General features: G+C 73.4%; 16 protein-coding genes and 1 tRNA gene. 3 read left to right on the top strand and 14 right to left on the bottom strand.

Annotated features, from left to right (window positions below):
• The first annotated feature begins 34 nt into the window (after nt 1-34).
• The 3 genes from NF338_RS07555 to NF338_RS07545 all read left to right on the top strand — a co-directional run bounded on the left by NF338_RS07555 (nt 35) and on the right by NF338_RS07545 (nt 3,802).
• A tRNA-Leu gene (locus NF338_RS07555) sits at nt 35-108 on the top strand.
• A 104-nt stretch (nt 109-212) separates the two neighbouring features.
• Nucleotides 213-2,477, top strand: a complete 2,265-nt coding sequence (locus tag NF338_RS07550) for a glycoside hydrolase domain-containing protein (protein ID WP_264030200.1) — start codon at nt 213-215, stop codon at nt 2,475-2,477.
• Nucleotides 2,474-3,802 carry a glycosyltransferase gene (locus NF338_RS07545; protein WP_264030199.1) on the top strand — a complete coding sequence of 443 codons (1,329 nt, stop codon included), beginning with the start codon at nt 2,474-2,476 and terminating at the stop codon, nt 3,800-3,802. The genes NF338_RS07550 and NF338_RS07545 overlap by 4 nt, the downstream gene beginning before the upstream one ends.
• On the opposite strand, the gene NF338_RS07540 is transcribed toward NF338_RS07545, so the two are convergent.
• The 14 genes from NF338_RS07540 to hisI all read right to left on the bottom strand — a co-directional run bounded on the left by NF338_RS07540 (nt 3,774) and on the right by hisI (nt 20,817).
• A complete protein-coding gene (locus NF338_RS07540) occupies nt 3,774-4,631 on the bottom strand; it encodes a nucleotidyltransferase domain-containing protein (protein ID WP_264030198.1) in 858 nt (285 codons plus the stop codon). The two genes, NF338_RS07545 and NF338_RS07540, sit on opposite strands and share 29 nt — an antisense overlap.
• 172 nt (nt 4,632-4,803) lie before the next feature.
• A complete protein-coding gene (pyk, locus tag NF338_RS07535) occupies nt 4,804-6,234 on the bottom strand; it encodes a pyruvate kinase (RefSeq protein WP_087472173.1) in 1,431 nt (476 codons plus the stop codon).
• Between the two features lie 112 nt (nt 6,235-6,346).
• Nucleotides 6,347-7,813: a glutamate synthase subunit beta gene (locus tag NF338_RS07530; protein WP_264030197.1), complete on the bottom strand. Its 1,467-nt coding sequence runs from the start codon at nt 7,811-7,813 to the stop codon at nt 6,347-6,349.
• Complete coding sequence (gltB, locus tag NF338_RS07525; RefSeq protein ID WP_264030196.1) at nt 7,806-12,389, bottom strand: glutamate synthase large subunit; 4,584 nt, start codon at nt 12,387-12,389, stop codon at nt 7,806-7,808. Before gltB ends, NF338_RS07530 begins: the two co-directional genes overlap by 8 nt.
• A 139-nt stretch (nt 12,390-12,528) precedes the next feature.
• On the bottom strand, nt 12,529-13,542 hold the full coding sequence (gene lgt / locus NF338_RS07520; RefSeq protein ID WP_264030195.1) for a prolipoprotein diacylglyceryl transferase: 1,014 nt from the start codon (nt 13,540-13,542) through the stop codon (nt 12,529-12,531).
• Complete coding sequence (trpA, locus tag NF338_RS07515) at nt 13,539-14,456, bottom strand: tryptophan synthase subunit alpha (protein WP_412846338.1); 918 nt, start codon at nt 14,454-14,456, stop codon at nt 13,539-13,541. The genes lgt and trpA overlap by 4 nt, the downstream gene beginning before the upstream one ends.
• Nucleotides 14,453-15,721: a tryptophan synthase subunit beta gene (gene trpB / locus NF338_RS07510; protein WP_412846385.1), complete on the bottom strand. Its 1,269-nt coding sequence runs from the start codon at nt 15,719-15,721 to the stop codon at nt 14,453-14,455. Before trpB ends, trpA begins: the two co-directional genes overlap by 4 nt.
• Before the next feature lie 127 nt (nt 15,722-15,848).
• Nucleotides 15,849-16,661, bottom strand: a complete 813-nt coding sequence (gene trpC / locus NF338_RS07505) for an indole-3-glycerol phosphate synthase TrpC (RefSeq protein WP_087472178.1) — start codon at nt 16,659-16,661, stop codon at nt 15,849-15,851.
• A 176-nt stretch (nt 16,662-16,837) separates the two neighbouring features.
• Complete coding sequence (locus tag NF338_RS07500; protein ID WP_264030194.1) at nt 16,838-17,269, bottom strand: DUF2752 domain-containing protein; 432 nt, start codon at nt 17,267-17,269, stop codon at nt 16,838-16,840.
• An 11-nt stretch (nt 17,270-17,280) separates the two neighbouring features.
• Entirely contained in the window at nt 17,281-17,781 is a 501-nt protein-coding gene (locus tag NF338_RS07495) for a DUF4190 domain-containing protein (protein WP_264030193.1), read from the bottom strand.
• Entirely contained in the window at nt 17,778-18,029 is a 252-nt protein-coding gene (locus NF338_RS07490; RefSeq protein WP_047232845.1) for an HGxxPAAW family protein, read from the bottom strand. The genes NF338_RS07495 and NF338_RS07490 overlap by 4 nt, the downstream gene beginning before the upstream one ends.
• Nucleotides 18,030-18,137: 108 nt before the next feature.
• The gene (locus tag NF338_RS07485) at nt 18,138-18,791 is read right to left on the bottom strand and encodes a Trp biosynthesis-associated membrane protein (protein ID WP_264030192.1); all 654 of its coding nucleotides are present in this window, start codon (nt 18,789-18,791) and stop codon (nt 18,138-18,140) included.
• Nucleotides 18,788-20,365: an anthranilate synthase component I gene (locus tag NF338_RS07480; RefSeq protein ID WP_264030191.1), complete on the bottom strand. Its 1,578-nt coding sequence runs from the start codon at nt 20,363-20,365 to the stop codon at nt 18,788-18,790. The genes NF338_RS07485 and NF338_RS07480 overlap by 4 nt, the downstream gene beginning before the upstream one ends.
• A complete protein-coding gene (gene hisI, locus NF338_RS07475; RefSeq protein WP_204541888.1) occupies nt 20,362-20,817 on the bottom strand; it encodes a phosphoribosyl-AMP cyclohydrolase in 456 nt (151 codons plus the stop codon). Before hisI ends, NF338_RS07480 begins: the two co-directional genes overlap by 4 nt.
• Nucleotides 20,818-20,932: the final 115 nt, after the last annotated feature.

The raw sequence follows: 20,932 nt of genomic DNA, 5'->3' as shown, positions 1-20,932 counted from the left end.
TGCGGACCAGCTCGGACCGGTCCTGACGCGCACCGCCCCGGTAGCCCAACCGGCAGAGGCGTTCGGCTCAAACCCGATCCAGTGTGGGTTCGAATCCCACCCGGGGCACCCTCTACCTCCTGACCTCGTCCCGGCGTCGTGACGCGCAGGAAACCGCAGGAAACACCCTCGACACACCTCGCTCGTACCGTCCCGAGCAGGGCACGTTCCTCGTGCCCGGGACGGAGGTGACCGTGCTCGAGCACGTGGACCCGTTCGTGGGGACGGGTGTGACCGATCTCCCGGCGTCGACCGGCCTCGCAGCGACGTGGTGGTCCCCCAAGCCGCTCGTCGGGAACACCCACCCCGGGGCCACCCACCCGCTCGGGATGGTCTCGGCGTGCGCCTACTCGGGCGCCTACCCGACGGGGTACGGCCGGTACGACCTCGGCACCGAGGGCGTGCCACCCACGCTGTTCGACCACCCGGTCGCGTCGGGCGTCACGCACTTCCAGCAGTCCGGCACGGGCGCGATCCGCAAGTACTACAACTACGTGCGCGTGACGCCCATGCTCGAGCCGCTCGACGCGCTCGGCCGGCACTGGGACCTGCTCGACGAGGAGGCCTCCCCCGGCTACTACGCCGCCACGCTCGGCAACGGGGTCCGATGCGAGGTCACGGTCGGGCCCAAGAGCGCCGTCCACCGCTACACGTTCCCCGCGCACCCCGACGCGCGCCTCGTCGTCGACCTCTCGCTCGGCGGCCTGGCGATCCCGTACGGCGCGACCGTCCCGCTCCGCGCCCATCTCGCGACGCTCGGGCCGGGGACGGCCGCGGGCGAGATCGTCGTCGAGGGTGCGCCGCTCGCAGTCCACCTCGAGTGCGACGCGCACCCGTGGCGGCAGATGCTCTGGTACGACCGGCGCCTCATGCCCGGCAGCACCCGCCTGGACTTCGCGGACATCCGGCCGACGACGCTGCGCCCCTTCGGTCTCCTCTGGGCGGGCCCGACGACGGCCGGTCAGGTCGTCGAGGTCCGGCTCGGCTTCTCGCTGCGCGGGACCGAGCAGGCCCGCGCGAACCTCCGCGCGGACTGCGGCCCCGGCCCCGCGGCCTTCGTCGCCCGACACGAGGGCACCACGACGACCTGGGCGCAGCACCTCGACCGGATCGAGGTCGAGTGCCCGGACCCGGCACGCCGCACGGTCTTCGCGACCGCCCTGTACCACGCGCTGCTCAAGCCCTGCCTCGCCCCGGACGAGAGCCCGTTCTGGCCCGGCGACACGCCGTTCGCCTTCGACGTCTCGACGATGTGGGACGTCTACCGGACCCAGCTCCCGCTCCTCACGACCTTCTGGCCGGACCGCGCCGTCGAGCTCGCGACCGCACTCCTGCACGTCTGCGAGGAGGAGGGGAACTTTCCCATCGGGTACCGGATGGCCCGCGGCGCGGACCGGTTCTCACGCCAGGCGAGCGCGCTCGCCCACACGTTCCTCGCCGACCTGTGCGCCCTCGACGTCCCGGGCATCGACTGGGACTGGGCGCTCGTGCACCTGCACGACGACCTGCGCCGGACCTACGGCGAGGACTACCTCCTCCACGGCGTCGCGCACCCGATCAGCCACACGCTCGACCTCGCGTTCGGCTACTGGTGCACCACGCGCGTGGCGCGCCGCGTCGGAGACCGCGCGCTCGCCGAGGAGCTCGCGCTGCGGGCGCACGGTTGGACCGCGGCGTTCGACCCTGCCACCGGGCTCCTGCGCGACTCCACCTTCTACGAGGGCGGCCGGTGGAACTACTCCTTCCGCCTGGTGCACGACATGGCGGCCAGGATCGCGCTCGCGGGCGGCGACGACGCGTTCGTCGCGCTGCTCGACCGGTTCTTCGGGTTCGGCGCCCCGCCCGTCACCCAGCCCGGGGAACGGCCCGGCGCCACGGAGATGGCCGCCGGGTACGCGCTGAACCGGTTCGAGGGCCTCAACAACGAGCCCGACATGGAGGCCCCGTGGTCCTACCACTACGCGGGCCGCCCGGACCGGACCGCCGAGGTGGTGCACGCCGCGGTCCACCAACGCTTCGGTACGGGCCCTGGCGGCCTCCCGGGCAACGACGACTCGGGGGCGCTCAGCTCGTGGTACGTCTGGGCCTCGCTCGGGCTCTTCCCCGTCGCCGGGCAGGGCCTCTTCCTCGTGAGCGCGCCGTCGTTCGCCGAGTCCCGCCTCCGCCTCCCGGGCGGCGTACTGACCGTCGAGACCACCGGGTTCGTCGAGCCCGAGCCGACCACCGGGCCGCAGTACGTGCGCGCCGCGTGGCTCGACGGACAGCCCCTGGACCGCACCTGGCTCCCCGCGACGCGCGTGCGTCGCGGCGGGCGCCTCCTCCTCGAGCTCGGTCCGCACCCCACGGGCTGGGGCACCGCGCCCGAGCACCGGCCGCCGTCGTACCCCGACGGGAGCCCCCTCCACCACCCGACCGACCAGACCCCGGAGACGTCATGACCACCATCCCGCGCCCGACGCCCGCCCGCCGCCTCGTCGTCGTCGTCCGCGCCGATCCCGTGATCTGCGGCCACTCGGGCGAGGCCCGCAACCTCGCCGAGGCCGCGCTGCACCGCGGGTTCTCCGAGGTGCGGATCGTCACCTGGCCCGTCGAGCGCCTCGAGGCCGCCGGGCTCCCGCTCAAGCCCCTCGACTCCGTCCTCCCCTACGGCCCGGGCATCACGGTCGAGCGGCCAGGTCCCGTCGGCGACTACAAGGTGCCCGACGGCCGATACCTCGCCGGGCTCACCGGCCGCCTCGTCGAGCTGTTCACCGACGGCGTGCCCACCGTCTGCCTCTCCTTGTACCTCAGCCCGCACACCACCGCGGTGACCGACGCCGTGCGCGTGGCACGCAGCACCGGCCTCCCCGTCGAGGTGGCCACGATCGCCGAGGCGGTCGGCTCCGACGTGACGAACGTCGTCCGCTCGTGCGTCGAGGACGGCCGCTTCGGGGCCGCCGCGCACGTCCTGTCCGGGTATCTGGCCAGCGACCTGTGCGTCGCCGTCTCCTGGTACACGCGCGACCTGGTGGTGGCGTGCGCCCAAGAGATCGACGACCGGCACGGGACGTTCTTCGCGGAGCAGTGCGCCGAGCGCGTGCAGGTCTCCTACCCCGCGATCGACACCGGCGCGTACACCGGTCTCGACCCGGCCGTCACGCGCGACGTGCTCGCCGGGCGCGGTCTGGACGACCGCCCGTACGTGCTCTTCCTGTCCCGGCTCGCCGCCGCGAAGGGCGTCGACGACCTGATCGACGGGTTCGCGCAGTCCCCCCGCGCCGTCGGTGCCCGCCTCGTCGTCGCCGGCCGCGGTCCGGCCGAGGCCGACCTGCGCGCACGCGCCGCGGCGAGCGCGGCCGCCGACCGGATCGACTTCCTCGACGACGTCGACGACGCGACCAAGCCACACCTCATGGCCGGCAGCGCGGCGTTCGTCCTCCCGAGCAAGCCGCGCCCCGAGTTCGTCGAGACGTTCGGCATCGCGCTCGCCGAGGCGATGCTCTCCGGCGGAGGGCCCGTCATCACCACGGACACGGGAGGTATCGGCGAGGCCGTCGGGCCGCACGCGACGATCGTCCCGACGCACTCCCCTGCCGCGGTCGCGCACGCGCTCGACGTGGTTCTCTCCCTCGACCCCCCGGCGCGTCGGGCGCGCGCCGACGCGGCCCGGACGTACGCGCTGCAGTTCGACCGGGCCGCCGTGCTCGACGCGATGCTCGCCCGTCTCGTGGCGTCCCCCACCGCGCCCCGGTGGGTCAACGAGCTACGTCCGGTACGCGCCTGAGGCCGGAGTCCGACGGCGGCGCGTCCGGGCCGTAGCGCGACACCAGCATCCGGAAGGACTCCGCGGCGACCGCGCGCGCACTGGCGCGGTCGCCGTCGCGCTCCACCACCTCGGAGGCGAGCGCCAGCTCGTCGGCCACGAGGTGCGCCAGGGGCTCCGGGACGAGGCCGGCACCCATCTCGCGCGACACCGCCTTGAGGGCCACGAGCTCGGACACCGCCCGCACGACGGTCTCGGGGGCTTCGCCCTCCATGAGCAGCGTCCCGAGGTCCATCGGCGGGACCGCCGCCTCGGCCCGCACCCGGAGCCAGCGCAGCGTCGCCGCCGGGCGCACGGCGTAGAACACCTTCTTGAGCGGCACCTCAGGGTTCGACCACCACCGCTCCCGCTGTCCCCGAGCGACGTGCAGGTAGTGGCGCCGCAGCGCGTGACGGTCGACGACGCGCTCCGCGAGCGCGAGCAGGTCCGCCCGGAACGCGTCGTCCGCGCGGTACACGATCGGCGACCGCAGCCACTCCAGCAGCGTCGCGTTGCCCCGCACGAGCAGCCGCACCGCCTTGACCAGGTCCCAGCCGTTCACGTCGAGCACGGCGTCGAGCGGCGTCTCGACGACGTCGCGCCGCGGCCACGGGTCCAGGTAGTCCGCCGTTGAACGCACGTAGACGAACCGGCAGTCGTAGTCCGAGTCCGGCGACGGGAACCCCCACGCACGGCTCCCGCTCTCCACTGCGAGCGGCAGGGCGACCTGCTCGTCGCGCATGACGGCGTCCAGCCGCGCGTCGACCCGACGCACGACCGCAGGGTCCAGGGAGTCCGGCACGGCACGCATCCCGCGAGGGTAGGGACACCGCGACCTGCGTGTCGTGGTCTTTCCGTCCCTGGCCACCCACGCGCGGGGTGGTCGCGGGGCTCGACGGCGAGACGACGACGGCGGCGCCCCCGCGAGAGGGGCGCCGCCGTCGGGCGTCGCGCGAGACCGCGCCCTCACGGGCGCGACGGCGTCAGGCGCGCGTGTCGGAGTGGTCGCCGATCTTGTGCACGAGGATCGAGTTCGTCGTGCCCGGCTGGCCCACGGGGGCGCCGGAGACGACGACCACGAGGTCGCCGACCTCGGCGAGGCCGTTGGCCTGGAGGGTCGTGTCGACCTGGCCGACCATCGCGTCGGTGTTCTCCACCTCGGGCACCTGGTAGGTCTGGGTGCCCCACGTGAGCGACAGGACGTTGCGCACGTGCTCGCGCGGCGTGAAGGCGAGCAGCGGGATGGACGAGCGCAGGCGCGACATGCGGCGCGCGGAGTCGCCCGACTGGGTGAACGTCGCGAGGTACTTCGCGCCGAGGATCTCGCCGATCTCGGCGGCGGCACGCGTGATGGCGCCACCGCGCGTGTGCGGGGTCGAGCCCAGCGGCGCGATGCGCTCGCGGCCGGCCTCCTCCGTCGCCTCGATGATGCGAGCCATGGTCTCGACCGTGAGGATCGGGTACTCGCCCACGCTGGTCTCGCCCGAGAGCATGACCGCGTCGGCGCCGTCGAGGACGGCGTTGGCGCAGTCGGACGCCTCGGCGCGCGTCGGGCGCGGCGAGTTCGTCATGGACTCGAGCACCTGCGTCGCCACGATGACGGGCTTGGCGTTGCGACGCGCGAGCTCGACGATGCGCTTCTGGACGAGCGGGACCTGCTCGAGCGGGAGCTCGACCGCGAGGTCGCCGCGGGCGACCATGACGCCGTCGAACGCGTCGACGATCTCGGCGAGGTTGTCGACGGCCTGCGGCTTCTCGATCTTCGCGACGACGGGGACCGTGCGGCCCTCCTCGTCCATGATCCGCTTGACGTCGTCGAAGTCCTTCGCGGACCGCACGAAGGACAGCGCGATGATGTCCGCACCGAGCTGGAGCGCCCAGCGCAGGTCGTCCTGGTCCTTCTCGGACAGCGCCGGCACGGAGACCGCGACGCCCGGGAGGTTCAGGCCCTTGTTGTTCGACACCGGGCCGGCGACCTCGACGCGCGTGACCACGCGCGGGCCCTCGACGGCGGTGACGCGGACGAGCACCTTGCCGTCGTCGATGAGGATCGGGTCGCCGACGCGCGCGTCGCCCGGCAGGCCCTTGTGCGTCGTGGAGACGAGCTCCTTGGTGCCGACGACGTCCTCGGTCGTGATCGTGAAGGTGTCACCCTCCTCGAGCCAGTGCTTCTCGTCGCCGCCGAAGCGGCCCAGGCGGATCTTCGGCCCCTGGAGGTCGACGAGCACCGCCACGGAGCGGCCGGACTCGGCGGCGGCCTCGCGCACGCCCTGGTAGACGGCCGCGTGCTCCTCGGCGCTGCCGTGGCTGCGGTTGATCCGCGCCACGTCCATCCCCGCGTCGACGAGCGCGCGGAGCTGCTCCTTCGACTCGGTCGCGGGTCCGATGGTGCAGACGATCTTTGCTCTGCGCATATCTCCAGCCTCTAGTCTTCCGACCGGCCGGGAGCCGGTCGTCGCGGGGTGCCCCTCCCTAGGATGCCCCGCTCATCGTCCCGGCGCCGGACACCCGACGCCGGGGTGCACGTCAAGCGCGCAAGGACACGGTGTTCGCGCGCACAGGCGCGGGCAGCTCGGTCCCTCCCTGAAGGTAGGCGTCGACGGATGCCGCCGCCGCCCGACCCTCGGCGATCGCCCACACGATCAGCGACTGCCCACGACCCGCGTCGCCGGCCACGAAGACCCCGGGCAGCGACGACGCGAAGTCGTCGCCGCGCGCCACGAGGCCGCGGCCCGTGAGGTCCGCGCCGGCCTGGGTCGTGATGGTCGCCGTCTCCGGCCCGGTGAAGCCCATCGCGACGAGCACGAGGTCCGCGGGGATCTCGCGCTCGGTGCCCTCCTTGGGCACGCGACGGCCGTCGGGCAGGTACTCGGTCTCCGCGACGCGCAGCGCGCGCACGGCCCCGTTCTCGTCGCCCAGGAACTCGACGGTGGACGCGAGGAACTCGCGCTCACCGCCTTCCTCGTGCGACGAGGACACCTCGAACAGGATCGGGTCCGTCGGCCACGGCTGGGTCGCGGACCGCTCGAGCGGCGGCTGCTTGCCGATCGCGAGCGTCGTCACGCTCGCCGCGCCCTGGCGCAGCGAGGTGCCGAGGCAGTCCGACCCGGTGTCGCCGCCACCGATGACGATCACGTGCTTGCCCGTGGCCGTGATCTGGTCGGCGACCTCGCGCCCGGCCACGACGGCGTTCGCCTGGTGCAGGAAGTCCATCGCGAAGTGGATGCCGTCGAGCTCGCGCCCGGGGATCGACAGGTCGCGCGGGACGGTCGCACCCGTGGCGACCACGACGGCGTCGTACCGTGCGCGGAGGTCGTCCCAGGTGATGTCCACGCCGATCTCGACGCCCGGGCGGAAGCGCGTGCCCTCGGCCTCCATCTGCGCCACGCGACGGTCGATGTGGAGCTTCTCGAGCTTGAAGTCGGGGATGCCGTAGCGCAGCAGCCCGCCGATCGCGTCGTCCCGCTCGTACACGGCGACCGTGTGGCCGGCGCGCGTGAGCTGCTGCGCTGCCGCGAGGCCGGCCGGACCCGAGCCCACGACGGCGACGGTCGAGCCGGTGAGGCGCTGCGGCACCTGCGGCGTGACGTAGCCGCGCGCGAACGCCTCGTCGATGATCGAGACCTCGACGTTCTTGATCGTCACGGCCGGCTGGTTGATGCCGAGCACGCAGCTCGACTCGCACGGCGCCGGGCAGACGCGACCCGTGAACTCCGGGAAGTTGTTCGTCTCGTGCAGGCGGTCGATCGCGTCGGCCCACTGGTCGCGGTAGACGAGGTCGTTCCACTCGGGGATGAGGTTGCCGAGCGGGCACCCCTGGTGGCAGAACGGGATGCCGCAGTCCATGCAGCGTCCCGCCTGCTCCTTGAGGAAGACCTGGCCCTCCTCGAGGTGCGCGTGCACGTCCTTCCAGTCCCGCAGGCGCACGGCCACCGGGCGGTTGGGCGGGAGCTCGCGCTCCCGCACCTTCAGGAATCCGCGGGGGTCAGCCACGGGCCACCTCCAAGATCTGGTCCCACACGCCCGGGGCCGCGGGGTCGAGCCCGGCCGACTCGGCCTTCTCGAGCGCCGAGCGCATACGGGCGAAGTCGGTCGGCAGCACGCGCGTGAAGCGCTGGACGGCCGCAGAGAAGTCCTCGAGGAGCTCGGCCGCGAGCGGCGACCCGGTCTCCTCGTGGTGACGACGCACGAGCTGCTCGACGAGCGCCACCTCGGCGTCCTCGAGCGGGCTCAGGCCGAGCTCGCCCGTCGCGAGCGCGCTCGTGTTCACGGCGCCCTCCCGCAGGTCGAGCACGTACGCGGTGCCGCCGGACATGCCGGCGCCGAAGTTGCGCCCGGTCGGACCGAGCACGAGCACCGTGCCGCCCGTCATGTACTCGCACCCGTGGTCGCCCACGCCCTCGACGACGAGCGTCGCGCCCGAGTTGCGCACGCCGAACCGCTCCCCGACGCGACCGCGCAGGAAGATCTCGCCGGACGTCGCGCCGTAGCCGATGACGTTGCCCGCCACGACGTTGCTCGACCCGGTGAGGACCGCGTTGCGGTCCGGGCGCACGACGATCCGCCCGCCCGACAGGCCCTTGCCGACGTAGTCGTTCGCGTCGCCGAACAGGCGCAGCGTGACGCCGCGCGGGAGGAACGCGCCGAGCGACTGGCCGGCGGACCCGGTGAGGGTCACGTCGATCGTGTCGTCGGGCAGGCCCTCGCCACGGAACCGCTTGGTGACCTCGTGGCCGAGCATCGTGCCCACGGTGCGGTTGACGTTGCGCACCGGCAGGGAGATGCGGACCGGCTCGCGCCGCTCGAGCGCGTCCTCGGCGAGCGCGACGAGCTGGTTGTCGAGCGCCTTGTCGAGACCGTGGTCCTGCGTCGTGGTGTTGCGGAGCGACGCGCCCTCGACGGGCACGGGCTTCTCGAGCACCGGGCCGAGGTCGAGACCCTGGGCCTTCCAGTGGTCGACGGCCTTGCGCGTGTCGAGGTACTCGACGTGGCCGATGGCCTCCTCGATGGTGCGGAACCCCAGCCGAGCCAGGTACTCGCGCACCTCCTCGGCGATGAACTCGAAGAAGTTCACGACGAACTCCGGCTTGCCCGTGAACCGGGCGCGCAGCTCGGGGTTCTGCGTCGCGACACCCACCGGGCACGTGTCCAGGTGGCACACGCGCATCATGACGCACCCCGAGACGACCATCGGGGCGGTCGCGAAGCCGAACTCCTCGGCCCCGAGCAGCGCCGCCACGACCACGTCGCGGCCGGTCTTCATCTGGCCGTCGACCTGGACGACGATGCGGTCGCGCAGGTTGTTGAGCACGAGCGTCTGCTGGGTCTCGGCGAGTCCGATCTCCCAGGGCGTGCCCGCGTGCTTGAGCGACGTCAGCGGGCTCGCGCCCGTGCCGCCGTCGTGACCCGAGATGAGGACGACGTCCGCGTGCGCCTTGGACACGCCCGTCGCGACCGTCCCGACGCCGAACTCGGAGACGAGCTTGACGTGGATGCGCGCCGCCGGGTTCGCGTTCTTGGCGTCGTGGATGAGCTGCGCGAGGTCCTCGATCGAGTAGATGTCGTGGTGCGGCGGCGGCGAGATGAGCCCGACGCCCGGCGTCGAGTGCCGGGTCTTGGCGACCCACGGGTACACCTTGTGGCCCGGGAGCTGACCGCCCTCGCCGGGCTTGGCGCCCTGGGCGAGCTTGATCTGGATGTCGTCCGCGTTCGTCAGGTACTCGCTCGTGACGCCGAAGCGCCCCGATGCGATCTGCTTGACCTTGGAGCGGCGCTCCGGGTCGTACAGGCGCTCCGGGTCCTCGCCGCCCTCGCCGGTGTTCGACCGGCCGCCGAGGCGGTTCATCGCGATCGCGAGGGTCTCGTGCGCCTCCGCGGAGATCGACCCGTACGACATGGCGCCGGTGTTGAAGCGCTTGACGATCTCGCTCACGGGCTCGACCTCGTCGAGCGGCACCGCGGGGCGCTCGCCCTCGCGCAGCGCGAGGAGGCCGCGCAGCGTCATGAGCCGCGAGGACTGCTCGTCCACGCGGTGCGTGTACTGACGGAAGATGTCGAACCGGCGCTCGCGCGTGGCGTGCTGGAGCCGGAAGACCGTCTCCGGGTCGAACAGGTGCTCCTCGCTGTCGCGGCGCCACTGGTACTCGCCGCCCGTCGTGAGACGGACGTGCGGGCGGTGGTTGCCGGACTTGGGGTACGCGTCGACGTGCCGCGCCGCGACCTCGGCCGCGACCACGTCGAGCCCGATGCCGCTGAGGCGCGACGTCGTGCCCGTGAAGAACGCCTGCACGAGGTCGTGGGACAGGCCCACCGCCTCGAAGACCTGGGCGCCGCGGTACGAGGAGATGGTCGAGATGCCCATCTTGCTCATGACCTTGAGCACGCCCTTGCCGAGCCCCTTGATGAGGTTCGCGACGGCCTTCGCCGGGTCGACCGTGAGGTAGCCGCGGCGCGCGAGGTCCTCGACCGTCTCCATGGCGAGGTACGGGTTGACCGCGGCGGCGCCGTAGCCGATGAGCAGCGCGACGTGGTGCACCTCGCGCACGTCGCCGGCCTCGACGACGAGCGACACCTGGGTGCGCGTGTGCCGACGCAGCAGGTGGTGGTGCACCGCGCTCGAGAGCAGCAGCGACGGGATCGGGGCGTGCTCGGCGTCCGAGTCGCGGTCCGACAGCACGATGAAGCTCGCGCCCGCGGCGACGTGCTCGTCGACCTCGGCGAAGATCTCCTCGAGCCGGGCGAGCAGCGACTCGCCGCCGCCCGCGACGCGGTACAGGCCCTTGATCGTCACCGCGCGGAAGACGCCGGCGAGCTTCGGGTCCTTGTCGACGCGGATGATCTTCGCGAGCTGGTCGTTGTCGAGCACGGGGAACGGCAGCATGAGCTTGCGCGCGTGCTCGGGCGTGTCGACGAGCAGGTTCGGCTCCGGGCCGATCGCGCCGCCGATGGACGTCACGAGCTCCTCGCGGATCGCGTCGAGCGGCGGGTTCGTCACCTGCGCGAACATCTGCGTGAAGTAGTCGAACAGGAGGCGCGGGCGCTGTGCGAGGACGGCGATCGGCGTGTCCGTGCCCATCGCGCCCAGCGGCTCGGCACCCGTGTTGGCCATCGGGGTGAGGATGACCTTGAGCTCCTCCTGCGTGTACCCGAAGGCACGCTGGCGCCGCTCGACGGACGCGGGGCTGTGCGCGACGTGCTCGCGCTCGGGGAGCTGGTCGAGGTAGACCGCGTTCTCGGCGACCCACTGCGCGTACGGGCGCTGCGCGGCGAGCTGGGACTTGATCTCCTCGTCCTCGATGATCCGGCCCTGACCGGTGTCGACGAGGAACATGCGGCCCGGCTCGAGGCGGCCCTTGCGGACGATCGTCGCGGGGTCGAGGTCGAGCACGCCCGCCTCGCTCGCGAGCACGACGAGGCCGTCCTCGGTCACCCAGTAGCGCCCCGGGCGCAGGCCGTTGCGGTCGAGGACCGCGCCGATGAGGGTGCCGTCCGTGAAGTTGAGGCACGCCGGCCCGTCCCACGGCTCCATGAGCGTCGAGTGGTACTCGTAGAACGCGCGCCGGTCCGGGTCCATGTCGGCGTGGTTCTCCCACGCCTCGGGGACCATCATGAGCACCGCGTGCGGCAGCGAGCGGCCCGACAGGTGCAGCAGCTCGAGCACCTCGTCGAAGCTGGCCGAGTCGCTCGACCCCTCCGAGCACACGGGCAGGAGCGGCGCGAGGTCGCCGACGGCGTCGCTCGCGAGGGTGCCCTCGCGCGCCGCCATCCAGTTCCGGTTGCCGCGCACCGTGTTGATCTCGCCGTTGTGCGCGATCATCCGGAACGGCTGCGCGAGCGGCCACGACGGGAACGTGTTCGTCGAGAACCGCGAGTGCACGAGCGCGATCTCGCTCGCGTACCGCGGGTCGGACAGGTCCGGGAAGAACGGCTCGAGCTGCGCCGTCGTGAGCATGCCCTTGTACGTGAGGGTGCGCGCCGAGAGCGAGGCGAAGAACAGGCCGAGCTCGTTCTCCGCCCGCTTGCGCAGGCGGTAGGTGCGACGGTCGAGCTCGACGCCGGACAGCTCGCGCGCGGGGTCCGCGACGACGACCTGGCGGAACAACGGCATGGACGCGCGTGCGCTCGGGCCGACGAGGTCTGCGGTCACGGGCACGTCGCGCCACGCGAGGACCTCGAGCTTCTCCTCGGCCGCGATCGCCTCGACGCCGCGGGCCGCCTCCGCGGCCGCGCCGGCGTCCTGCGGGAGGAAGGCCATGCCGATGGCGTAGTGCCCGGCGGGCGGGAGCTCCGCGTCGACCACGTCGCGCACGAACGCGTCGGGGATCTGCGTGAGGATCCCGGCGCCGTCGCCGCTGTTCTCCTCGGCGCCGACGGCGCCGCGGTGGTCGAGGTTGAGCAGGGCCGTCAGGCCCGCGTCAACGATGTCGCGTCCGGGCGTGCCGCGGAGCGTCGCCACGAAGGCGACGCCGCACGCGTCGTGCTCGGCGGCGGGGTCGTACAGACCGGATGCCGTGGGAGGGGCGGACAGGGCGGGTGCCCGGTGCGCGTCCCGATACTGCGGCGTGGTCATCAACACCGTCCTCACAGGCGCCCGACCGAGACGGCCGGGCTGGTTTCCAGCTGGGGGATTCGGGACGTCGTCGGCCCTATGGACATGACAGAACCCACCGGGCGGTCGCCCGGCGGATTCGCCTATGAATGACGGATGCTCAGCGACCGGGGTCTGGTCGCGCGGCACCTGCCTGCTCGGACTCCTCCGAGTCGTCGGAGTCCTCGGTCGTCGAGGGGTCCTCGTCGTCGGTCGACTCCTCGACCGGCTCCTCGGACCCCGTGGTGGACGCCTCGTCCGGAGCGTCGAGGGACACCGTCTCCTCGCGCCCGGGGTGGCGACGCCCGACAACGATAAACGCAATCAACGCACCGACGCCGACCAGGATCGAGGTCCAGACGTTCAGCCGGAGGCCGAGGACGTGCTCGGCCTCGTCGATGCGCAGCATCTCGATCCACACACGACCGAGCGTGTAGACGAAGACGTAGAGCCAGAATACCCGACCATGACCCAGCCGGAACCGACGGTCCAGGTAGATCAGGAGCAGGGCAGCACCGATGTTCCAGACCATCTCGTAGAGGAACGTCGGATGGAACAAGGTGCCTGGCGGGTACCCCGCGGCGGCGGCCACCGAGTCGTCGACGCGCAGCCCCCAGGGCAGGGTCGTCGGGGCGCCGAACAGCTCCTGGTTGAACCAGTTGCCGAGCCGGCCGACGGCCTGCGCGAGCAGCAGGCCGGGCGCGAGGGCGTCGGCGAACGCGGGGAAGCTCACGCGCTGGCGACGGCACCCGATGTACGCACCGACCGCTCCGAGCGCGACCGCGCCCCAGATCCCGAGCCCGCCCTCCCACACGTAGAGCGCGCGGACGGGGTCACCGTTCGGTCCCCAGTACGGGTCCGGGGTCGAGAAGACGTGGTAGAGCCGGCCGCCGACGATGCCGAAGGGCACCGCCCAGAAGGCGATCTCCAGGACGTCGTCCGCCTCTCCCCCGCGCTCAACCCAGCGGCGCCGGGTGAGCCAGAGAGCCACGGCGATGCCCGCGAGGATCGCGAGCGCGTACGCCCGGATCGGGAACGGGCCGACGTACCACGTGTGCTGCGGGGGGCTCGGGAGCGCGGCGGGCAGGGTGCCCGCGGCCTCCACGAGCTGCCCGACGGCGAGCACGGCGCTCATGCGACCACCCCTCCGGACGTCGTCGTGCCGGTCGGGACGTCGTCACCGGCCCCTTCCCGCCCCGAACGGACGCCTGCGGCGAGGCCCGCCGCGACGACCTTCAGGGCGGCGATGCGCTCGTCCCACGGGGCGTCGCCCAGCAGGGGGCGGACGAACGCCGAGCCGACGATGACGCCGTCGGCGTAGCGGCCGACCTCGGCAGCCTGCTCGCCCGTGGACACCCCGAGCCCGACGCAGACGAGGTCTGCCCCGGCAGCGCGCGTGTCGGCGACGAGCCGTGCCGCCTGCGGCCCGACGGCGGCACGCACGCCCGTGACGCCCATCGTCGAGGCGGCGTAGACGAACCCGCGCGACGCGCGCGCGGTGAGCCGCAGCCGCTCGGCGGTCGAGCTCGGCGCGACGAGGAAGACGCGGTCCAGCCCGTGCGCCTCCGAGGCGTCCAGCCAGGCGCGGCCCTCGTCGGGGATGAGGTCGGGCGTGATGAGCCCGGCACCCCCGGCGGCGGCGAGGTCGCGCGCGAACGCGTCGACGCCGTACCGCAGGACCGGGTTCCAGTACGTCATGACGAGGACGGGGACTCGCCCGCCGGTGCGCTCCGTGACCGCCGCCACGACGCGGAACACGTCCGCGACGCGCACGCCCGCGTCGAGCGCCGTCTGCGCGGCGGCCTGGATGACCGGGCCGTCCATCACGGGGTCGGTGTACGGGATGCCGAGCTCCAGCACGTCCACGCCCGACTCGACGAGGGCGAGCGCCGCCTCGATCGAGCGGTCCACGGTCGGGAAGCCGACGGGCAGGTAGCCCACGAGCGCCGCACGTCCCTCCGCGCGGAGCTCGAGCAGGCGCCGCGCCGTGACCGACGCCGTCCCTGCGGTCGGCGCCCCGGGGGCGTCCTTGGTCTGCGCCGCGCTCACAGCTGTCCCTCCGTGCCCGTCGCCGTCTCGGCGATCGCGTCGTCGTCCACGAGGTCGAACCACCGGGCGGCGGTCGCGACGTCCTTGTCCCCGCGCCCCGAGAGGTTCACCAGGATCACGTGGTCCGTACGGCCGGCCTCGGCAGCCCTGCGACCGACCCGCAGCGCGCCCGCGAGCGCGTGCGCCGACTCGATCGCGGGGATGATGCCCTCCGTGCGGCACAGCAGCCGGAACGCGTCCATCGCCTCGGTGTCGGTCACGGGCTCGTAGGTCGCGCGACCGAGGTCGTGCAGCCACGAGTGCGCCGGACCGACGCTCGGGTAGTCCAGCCCCGCCGAGACGGAGTGGCTGGGCAGGGTCTGGCCGTCGTCGTCCTGGAGCAGGTACGAGCGAGCACCGTGCAGGACGCCCGGGGCGCCGCCGCTGAAGCGGGCCGCGTGCCGCCCGGTCTCCACGCCCTCGCCGCCGGCCTCGAAGCCGTAGAGCTCGACCGCGTCGTCGTCGAGGAACGCGTTGAACAGGCCGAGCGCGTTGGACCCGCCACCGACGCACGCCGCGAGCGCGTCCGGCAGCCGACCGATGCGGTCGAGGATCTGCGTGCGCGCCTCCTCGCCGATGACGCGGTGGAACTCGCGCACCATCTCGGGGAACGGGTGCGGGCCCGTCACCGTGCCCAGGAGGTAGTGGGTCGTGTCGACGTTCGCGACCCAGTCGCGCAGCGCCTCGTTGATCGCGTCCTTGAGCGTGCGCTGCCCGATCGTCACGGGGACGACCTCCGCGCCGAGCAGGCGCATGCGGGCCACGTTGAGCGCCTGGCGCCGCGTGTCCTCCTCGCCCATGTACACGACGCACTCGAGGTCGAGCAGGGCCGCGGCCGTCGCCGTCGCGACGCCGTGCTGACCCGCCCCGGTCTCGGCGATCACGCGCGTCTTGCCCATACGCTTGACGAGCAGCGCCTGGCCGAGCACGTTGTTGATCTTGTGCGATCCGGTGTGGTTGAGGTCCTCGCGCTTGAGGAAGACGCGCGAGCCGCCCGCGTGCTGCGCGAAGCGCGGCACCTCGGTGAGCGGGCTCGGACGCCCGGTGTACTCGCGCTGGAGCCGCGCGAGCTCGTTGACGAACGCCGGGTCGTCGAGCGCCTTGCGGTACTCGGTCTCCAGCTCGTCCAGGGCGGCGATGAGCGCCTCGGGGACGAACCGTCCGCCGAACTCCCCGAAGTAGGGACCCTCCTGGGTCGCGAGGGAGCGCGTCAGGTCGGCGCGCACGGAGTGCTCGGCACTCCGGGAGGTGGTCGAAGGTGTCGAGTCGGGCACGGGGCCGGTCCTCCTGCGTGGTGGGGTGTGCTGGGCCGGGGCGCGGCGCCTGCGGCGTGACGGACGGTGCCGTCGTGCCTCAGGGCCGCACGGACCACAGCGACGGGTGCGACCCGGCCGCGACGAGGTCCGCGACGGACGAGCGCGGGGCGTCGTCCGTCACGAGCGCCTCGCCGACGAGCACCGCGTGCGCACCGGAACGGGCGTAGTCCATGACGTCGTGCGGGCCGCGCACGCCGGACTCGGCGACGCGGACGACCTCGTCCGGGATGGCGGGCGCGAGGCGCGCGAACGTCGTGCGGTCCACGTCGAGGGTCTTGAGGTCGCGCGAGTTCACGCCGACGACGCGCGCGCCGGCGTCGAGCGCGCGCGAGACCTCGTCCAGCGTGTGCACCTCGACGAGCGCGGTCATGCCGAGCGAGTGGACGCGCTCGACGAGCGACGTGAGGACCGTCTGCTCGAGCGCGGCGACGATGAGGAGGACGATGTCGGCGCCGTGCGCCCGCGCCTCCCACACCTGGTACGGCGTCACCACGAAGTCCTTGCGGAGCACGGGGACGTCGACCCGGGCGCGCACGGCGTCCAGGTCGGCGAGGCTCCCGTTGAACCGCCGCTGCTCCGTGAGCACCGAGATCGCGGCCGCGCCGCCCTTCTCGTACTCCCCCGCGAGCTCCGCCGGGTCGGAGATCGCCGCGAGCGCGCCCTTGCTGGGGCTCGAGCGCTTCACCTCGGCGATGACCGCGACGGCGTCGTCCGCCTTGAGGCGGCTCACGCACTCCAGCGCGCCGGGGACGCGGGACGCACGTTCCTTCAGCTCGTCGAGCGAGGTCGCCGCCTGCCGTACCGCGAGATCCTCGCGCACGCCCGCGACGATGTCGTCCAGAACCGTCATCGTCCCACCACTCCCCGTGTCGTCCCGCCCCCCGGCCGGGCCGGTCGGCCATCGTGCACCCACAGGTTCGGGCCGACCCGTTGACAGGGAGGTACCTGCCATCGTAGAGCCGCCCCCGAGTGACGATGACCACGGCCCAGCCCCCGAGACGACCGTCGCGGGGCTGCCCGACCGTCTCAGACCGCCACCGGGCCGAGCCACGGGGCGAGGGCGGGCACGTTCCGCAGGACGCCGAAGAGCACGAGGACGCCGAGCGAGACCCACGCGAGCCAGGCCGGGAGGCGGGGGGCCGGGCGCCCGCGCCAGGCCCGGACGAGCCACGTGGCCCACAGCACGACGAGCAGCGGCGCGACGAGGACCCACAGGGGATTCATGGACCAGGCCGCGGCGAGGTCGAGGTGCACGAGGTCGTGCGTGGCGCGCAGGCCGCCGCACCCCGGGCACGCGAGGCCGGTCAGCGCGAGCAGGGGGCAGGTGACGTAGTGCCCCGGACGATTCGGGTCGACGGCACCGACGTAGGCCGTCGCCGCGGCGACGAGCGCGCCGACGACGACCGGTGCCTGCGCCGCGCGCGGGACCCGTCGACGTCGGACGGCCTCGGACGTCACGTGCGCACCCGTCAGTACTGGTCCGGGATCGTGCCGACCCAGGCGAGGAAGGCAGGGAAGAAGAGGAGGAGGAAGAGGACACCGACGACCGACAGCCCGATCGCGACCCAACCGAGGATGATCCCCGCCGTCGCCATGCCGTCGTTGTCCGCCTGGCCCTCCGCGACCGCGCGCTTCGCGGCATTGCCGACGATCACGGCGGGGATGCCCGTGAAGAACCCGCAGCTCAGCACGAACGACGCGATCCCCAGCACCAGCGACCAGATGGCCAGGCTGTTCTTGGGGTAGTACGGCGGCGCCCCGTAGGCGCCCGCCGGGTACTGCTGTCCGGGGTACTGCTGACCGGGGTACTGCTCGCCGGGGTACTGCGGCTGCGCCGCGTACGAGGCGCCCGCCGGGTCACCCCCGGGATGCTGCGGAGAGCCGCCGGGCGCCGACGAGCCGTACGGCGCCTGCGACCCGTCCTGGGGGCCTGCGGGATCGTACGGGCCGGGACCCGGCGGCTGCGTCACCGCGTGGCCTGCTTCTGGCCGTAGCCCGCGTTCCGCAGCACGAGCCCGCCGATCAGCGCGACGGCCACGACGCCCATGCCGACCCAGAACAGCCAGACGGCGGCGATGACCACCCCGATCGCGGCCACGAGGGACCCGACCATGATGCCGATCATGGTGAACCACGCGGCGACGGTGTGGCCGTGGTTCGTGGGCGGTGCCGCGGGCGGCAGGTAGGCGATCTCGGTGGTCTGCTGGTTCTCGGCCATGAGGGTCGTGCCTTTCGTCAAGATGTGGTCAGAGCCTATCGGACCGGGCTGGTGCCCGTCCCCCGCACGGCCGCGGCGGACGGCGACGCGAGCGGGCGTCCGCGCTGCTCAGCGGTCCGTGGGGTCCTCGCCGCGGGACAGCGCGTCCCACGCGTCGTGGTCGGTGAGGTCGTCGGGGGCGGTGGGCTCCGTGGCCCGGGACCGGTCCGGCCGCTCCTCGGGCACCGCCGTCCCCGCCGCTGGGGCGGCGGGCGCCGTCGCGCCGGACGCGCGCTCGTGCCGGGTCGAGGCGCCCGCCCACGACCGCGAGCCGACGGCGACCCAGACCACCGCGAGCACCGTGAGGACGCCGAGCGCCGCGGCGAGCCAGGGCGCGACGGTCAGCTCGACGGGCGCGGTGAGCTCCGTGACGCCCGTCGCGTCCGCGACGGCCGACCGGGCGCTCGGCTCCGGGTCGAGCGCGACGCCGAGCGCGGAGACGGTCGCGACGACACCGCTCGCCGCGGCGACCGCGAGCACGACCCACCGGCCGACGCGGCCGACGAGCCCGAGCGCGAGCGCGGCGGCGACGAGCACGAGCGCCGACGCGCTCACCCCCGGCGCTGCCGACGTCCCGGCGACGGCCACCTCGACCTCCGGGTCGAGCGCCGTCGCGCCGGTCGTGCTCAGCCACGTCGGCACCGCCGTCGCGAGGGTCGCGCCGCCGAGCAGGAGCAGGACCCAGATCGCGGTGCGCCGGCTCGGCCCGGCCGGCCGGCTCATGCCAGCCCCCGCAGCCGCGCGGCGACCTGGACGGCCCGGACCGCGGCCGCCGCCTTGTTGCGCGACTCCGCGTACTCCAGTGCCGGCACCGAGTCCGCGACGATGCCGCCGCCGGCCTGGACGCTCGCCCGGCCGTCGCGGATGAGCGCGGTCCGGATCGCGATGGCCATGTCCATGTTCCCGTCGAAGTCGAAGTACCCCGCGGTCCCACCGTAGATCCCGCGCGACGCCGGCTCGAGCTCGTCGATGAGGGCGATCGCCCGCGGCTTGGGCGCGCCGGAGAGCGTCCCGGCCGGGAACGTCGCCCGGAAGGCGTCCAGCGCGGTCGCGCCGTCGCGCAGCGTCCCGACGACCGTCGAGCACAGGTGCATGATGTGGCTGAACCGCTTGGTCGCCATGAACTCCACGACCTCGACGGACGTCGGCTCGCACACCTTCACGAGGTCGTTGCGCGACAGGTCCACGAGCATGATGTGCTCGGCGAGCTCCTTCGGGTCCTGCAGGAGCTCCTCGCCCAGCGCGACGTCCTCCTCGGGCGTCGCGCCGCGCGGGCGCGAGCCGGCGATCGGGAACGTCGTGACACGCCCGTCCTCGACCTTCACCAGCGTCTCGGGGCTGGACCCGACGACCGCGAAGTCCCGCCCGTCCGCGTCCGTGAGCTGGAAGTAGTACATGTACGGGCTCGGGTTGATCGTCCGCAGCGCGCGGTAGACGTCGAGCGGGTCCGCCGGGCAGTCGAGGTCCAGTCGCTGGGACAGCACCACCTGGAACACCTCGCCCTCGCGGATCGCGTCCTTGCCCGCGACGACGGACGCCTCGAACTCCTCGCGCGTGGAGCGGAACTCGAGCTCCGGCTCGGCGACGTCCGGAGCGAGGACCGACGCGACGTGCGCGCCGCGTGCCACGAGCCGGTCCTGCATCGCGTCCAGCCGTGCGACGGCGTCCGCGTACGCCTCGTCGACGCGCTCGTCCGTGTCGTCGAAGTTGATCGCGTTGGCGACGAGCCACACGCTGCCCTCCGCGTGGTCGACGACCGCGAGGTCCGTCGCGAGGCACAACGTCAGCTCGGGCACGCCGAGCTCGTCCGGCGCGTCCGAGGGCAGGGTCGGCTCCCAGTGCCGGATCACGTCCCAGCCGATCGCGCCCGCGAGGCCGCCCGTGAGCGGCGGCAGGCCCTCGACGGCCGGCGTGCGCAGCACCTCGAGCGTCGCCTCCAGCACGTCTACGACGTCCCCCGCGAGCGGGACGCCGGCGGGCACGTCACCGGACCAGACCGCGCGGCCGCCGCGCGCCGTGAGCGTCGCGCGGGACGCGACGCCGACGAACGAGTACCGCGCCCAGCGGCCGTCCGACTCGGCGGACTCGAGGACGAACGTTCCCGGCCGGCCCTGCGCGAGCGTGCGGTACAGGCCCACGGGCGTGACGTCGTCGGCGAGCAGGCGCCGGACGACGGGGACCACCCGTCGGGACGTGGCCAGCGCGCGGAAGCCGTCGAGCACGGGCCACGTCTCGCCCCACGCGGGACCGCCCGCGGGGACGGTGGTGGTCTCGGCCGGGTCGACGGTCGCGCTCACTGGTTCTCCTCCTCAGGATCGGGGTCGGGCGTGGTCGAGGGGTCGACGGCGCCGGGCGGCAGGTCGCCGACGACGGCGCCCAGGTCTCCCCCGGCCTCGAAGCACGTGCGCGTGCCGGTGTGGCACGCGGCCCCGACCTGGTGGACCCGCACGAGCAGCGCGTCCCCGTCGCAGTCGAGCGCCACCGAGCGCACGACCTGCACGTGGCCCGAGGTGTCGCCCTTGCGCCAGTACTCCTGGCGGGACCGGCTCCAGAACGTCACGCGCCCGGTCGTCAGCGTCCGGTGCAGCGCCTCGTCGTCCATCCAGCCGAGCATGAGCACGTCGCCCGTGTCGTGCTGCTGGACGATCGCGGCGACCAGCCCGGCGTCGTCGCGCTTGAGCCGCGCGGCGATCTCGGGGTCGAGCGAGAGGTCGGTCGTGGGCTGCGGGCCGGTCGTGGAGTCGGGCACCTGAGAATCCTGCCAGACGCCGTGCCCTCCCCGGTCCGCCGTCTCGCCTCGTCCCCGGTCGGGCCGGGGTCGCGTCCCGCGCCACCACGCGCCCCACGACGCCCCGACCCGGCGA

The sequence above is a fragment of the Cellulosimicrobium sp. SH8 genome, from assembly GCF_025818875.1.
Taxonomy (GTDB): domain Bacteria; phylum Actinomycetota; class Actinomycetes; order Actinomycetales; family Cellulomonadaceae; genus Cellulosimicrobium; species Cellulosimicrobium cellulans_D.
Note: the sequence above shows the minus strand (reverse complement) of the source record. Positions and strands in the feature narration are given on the sequence as shown.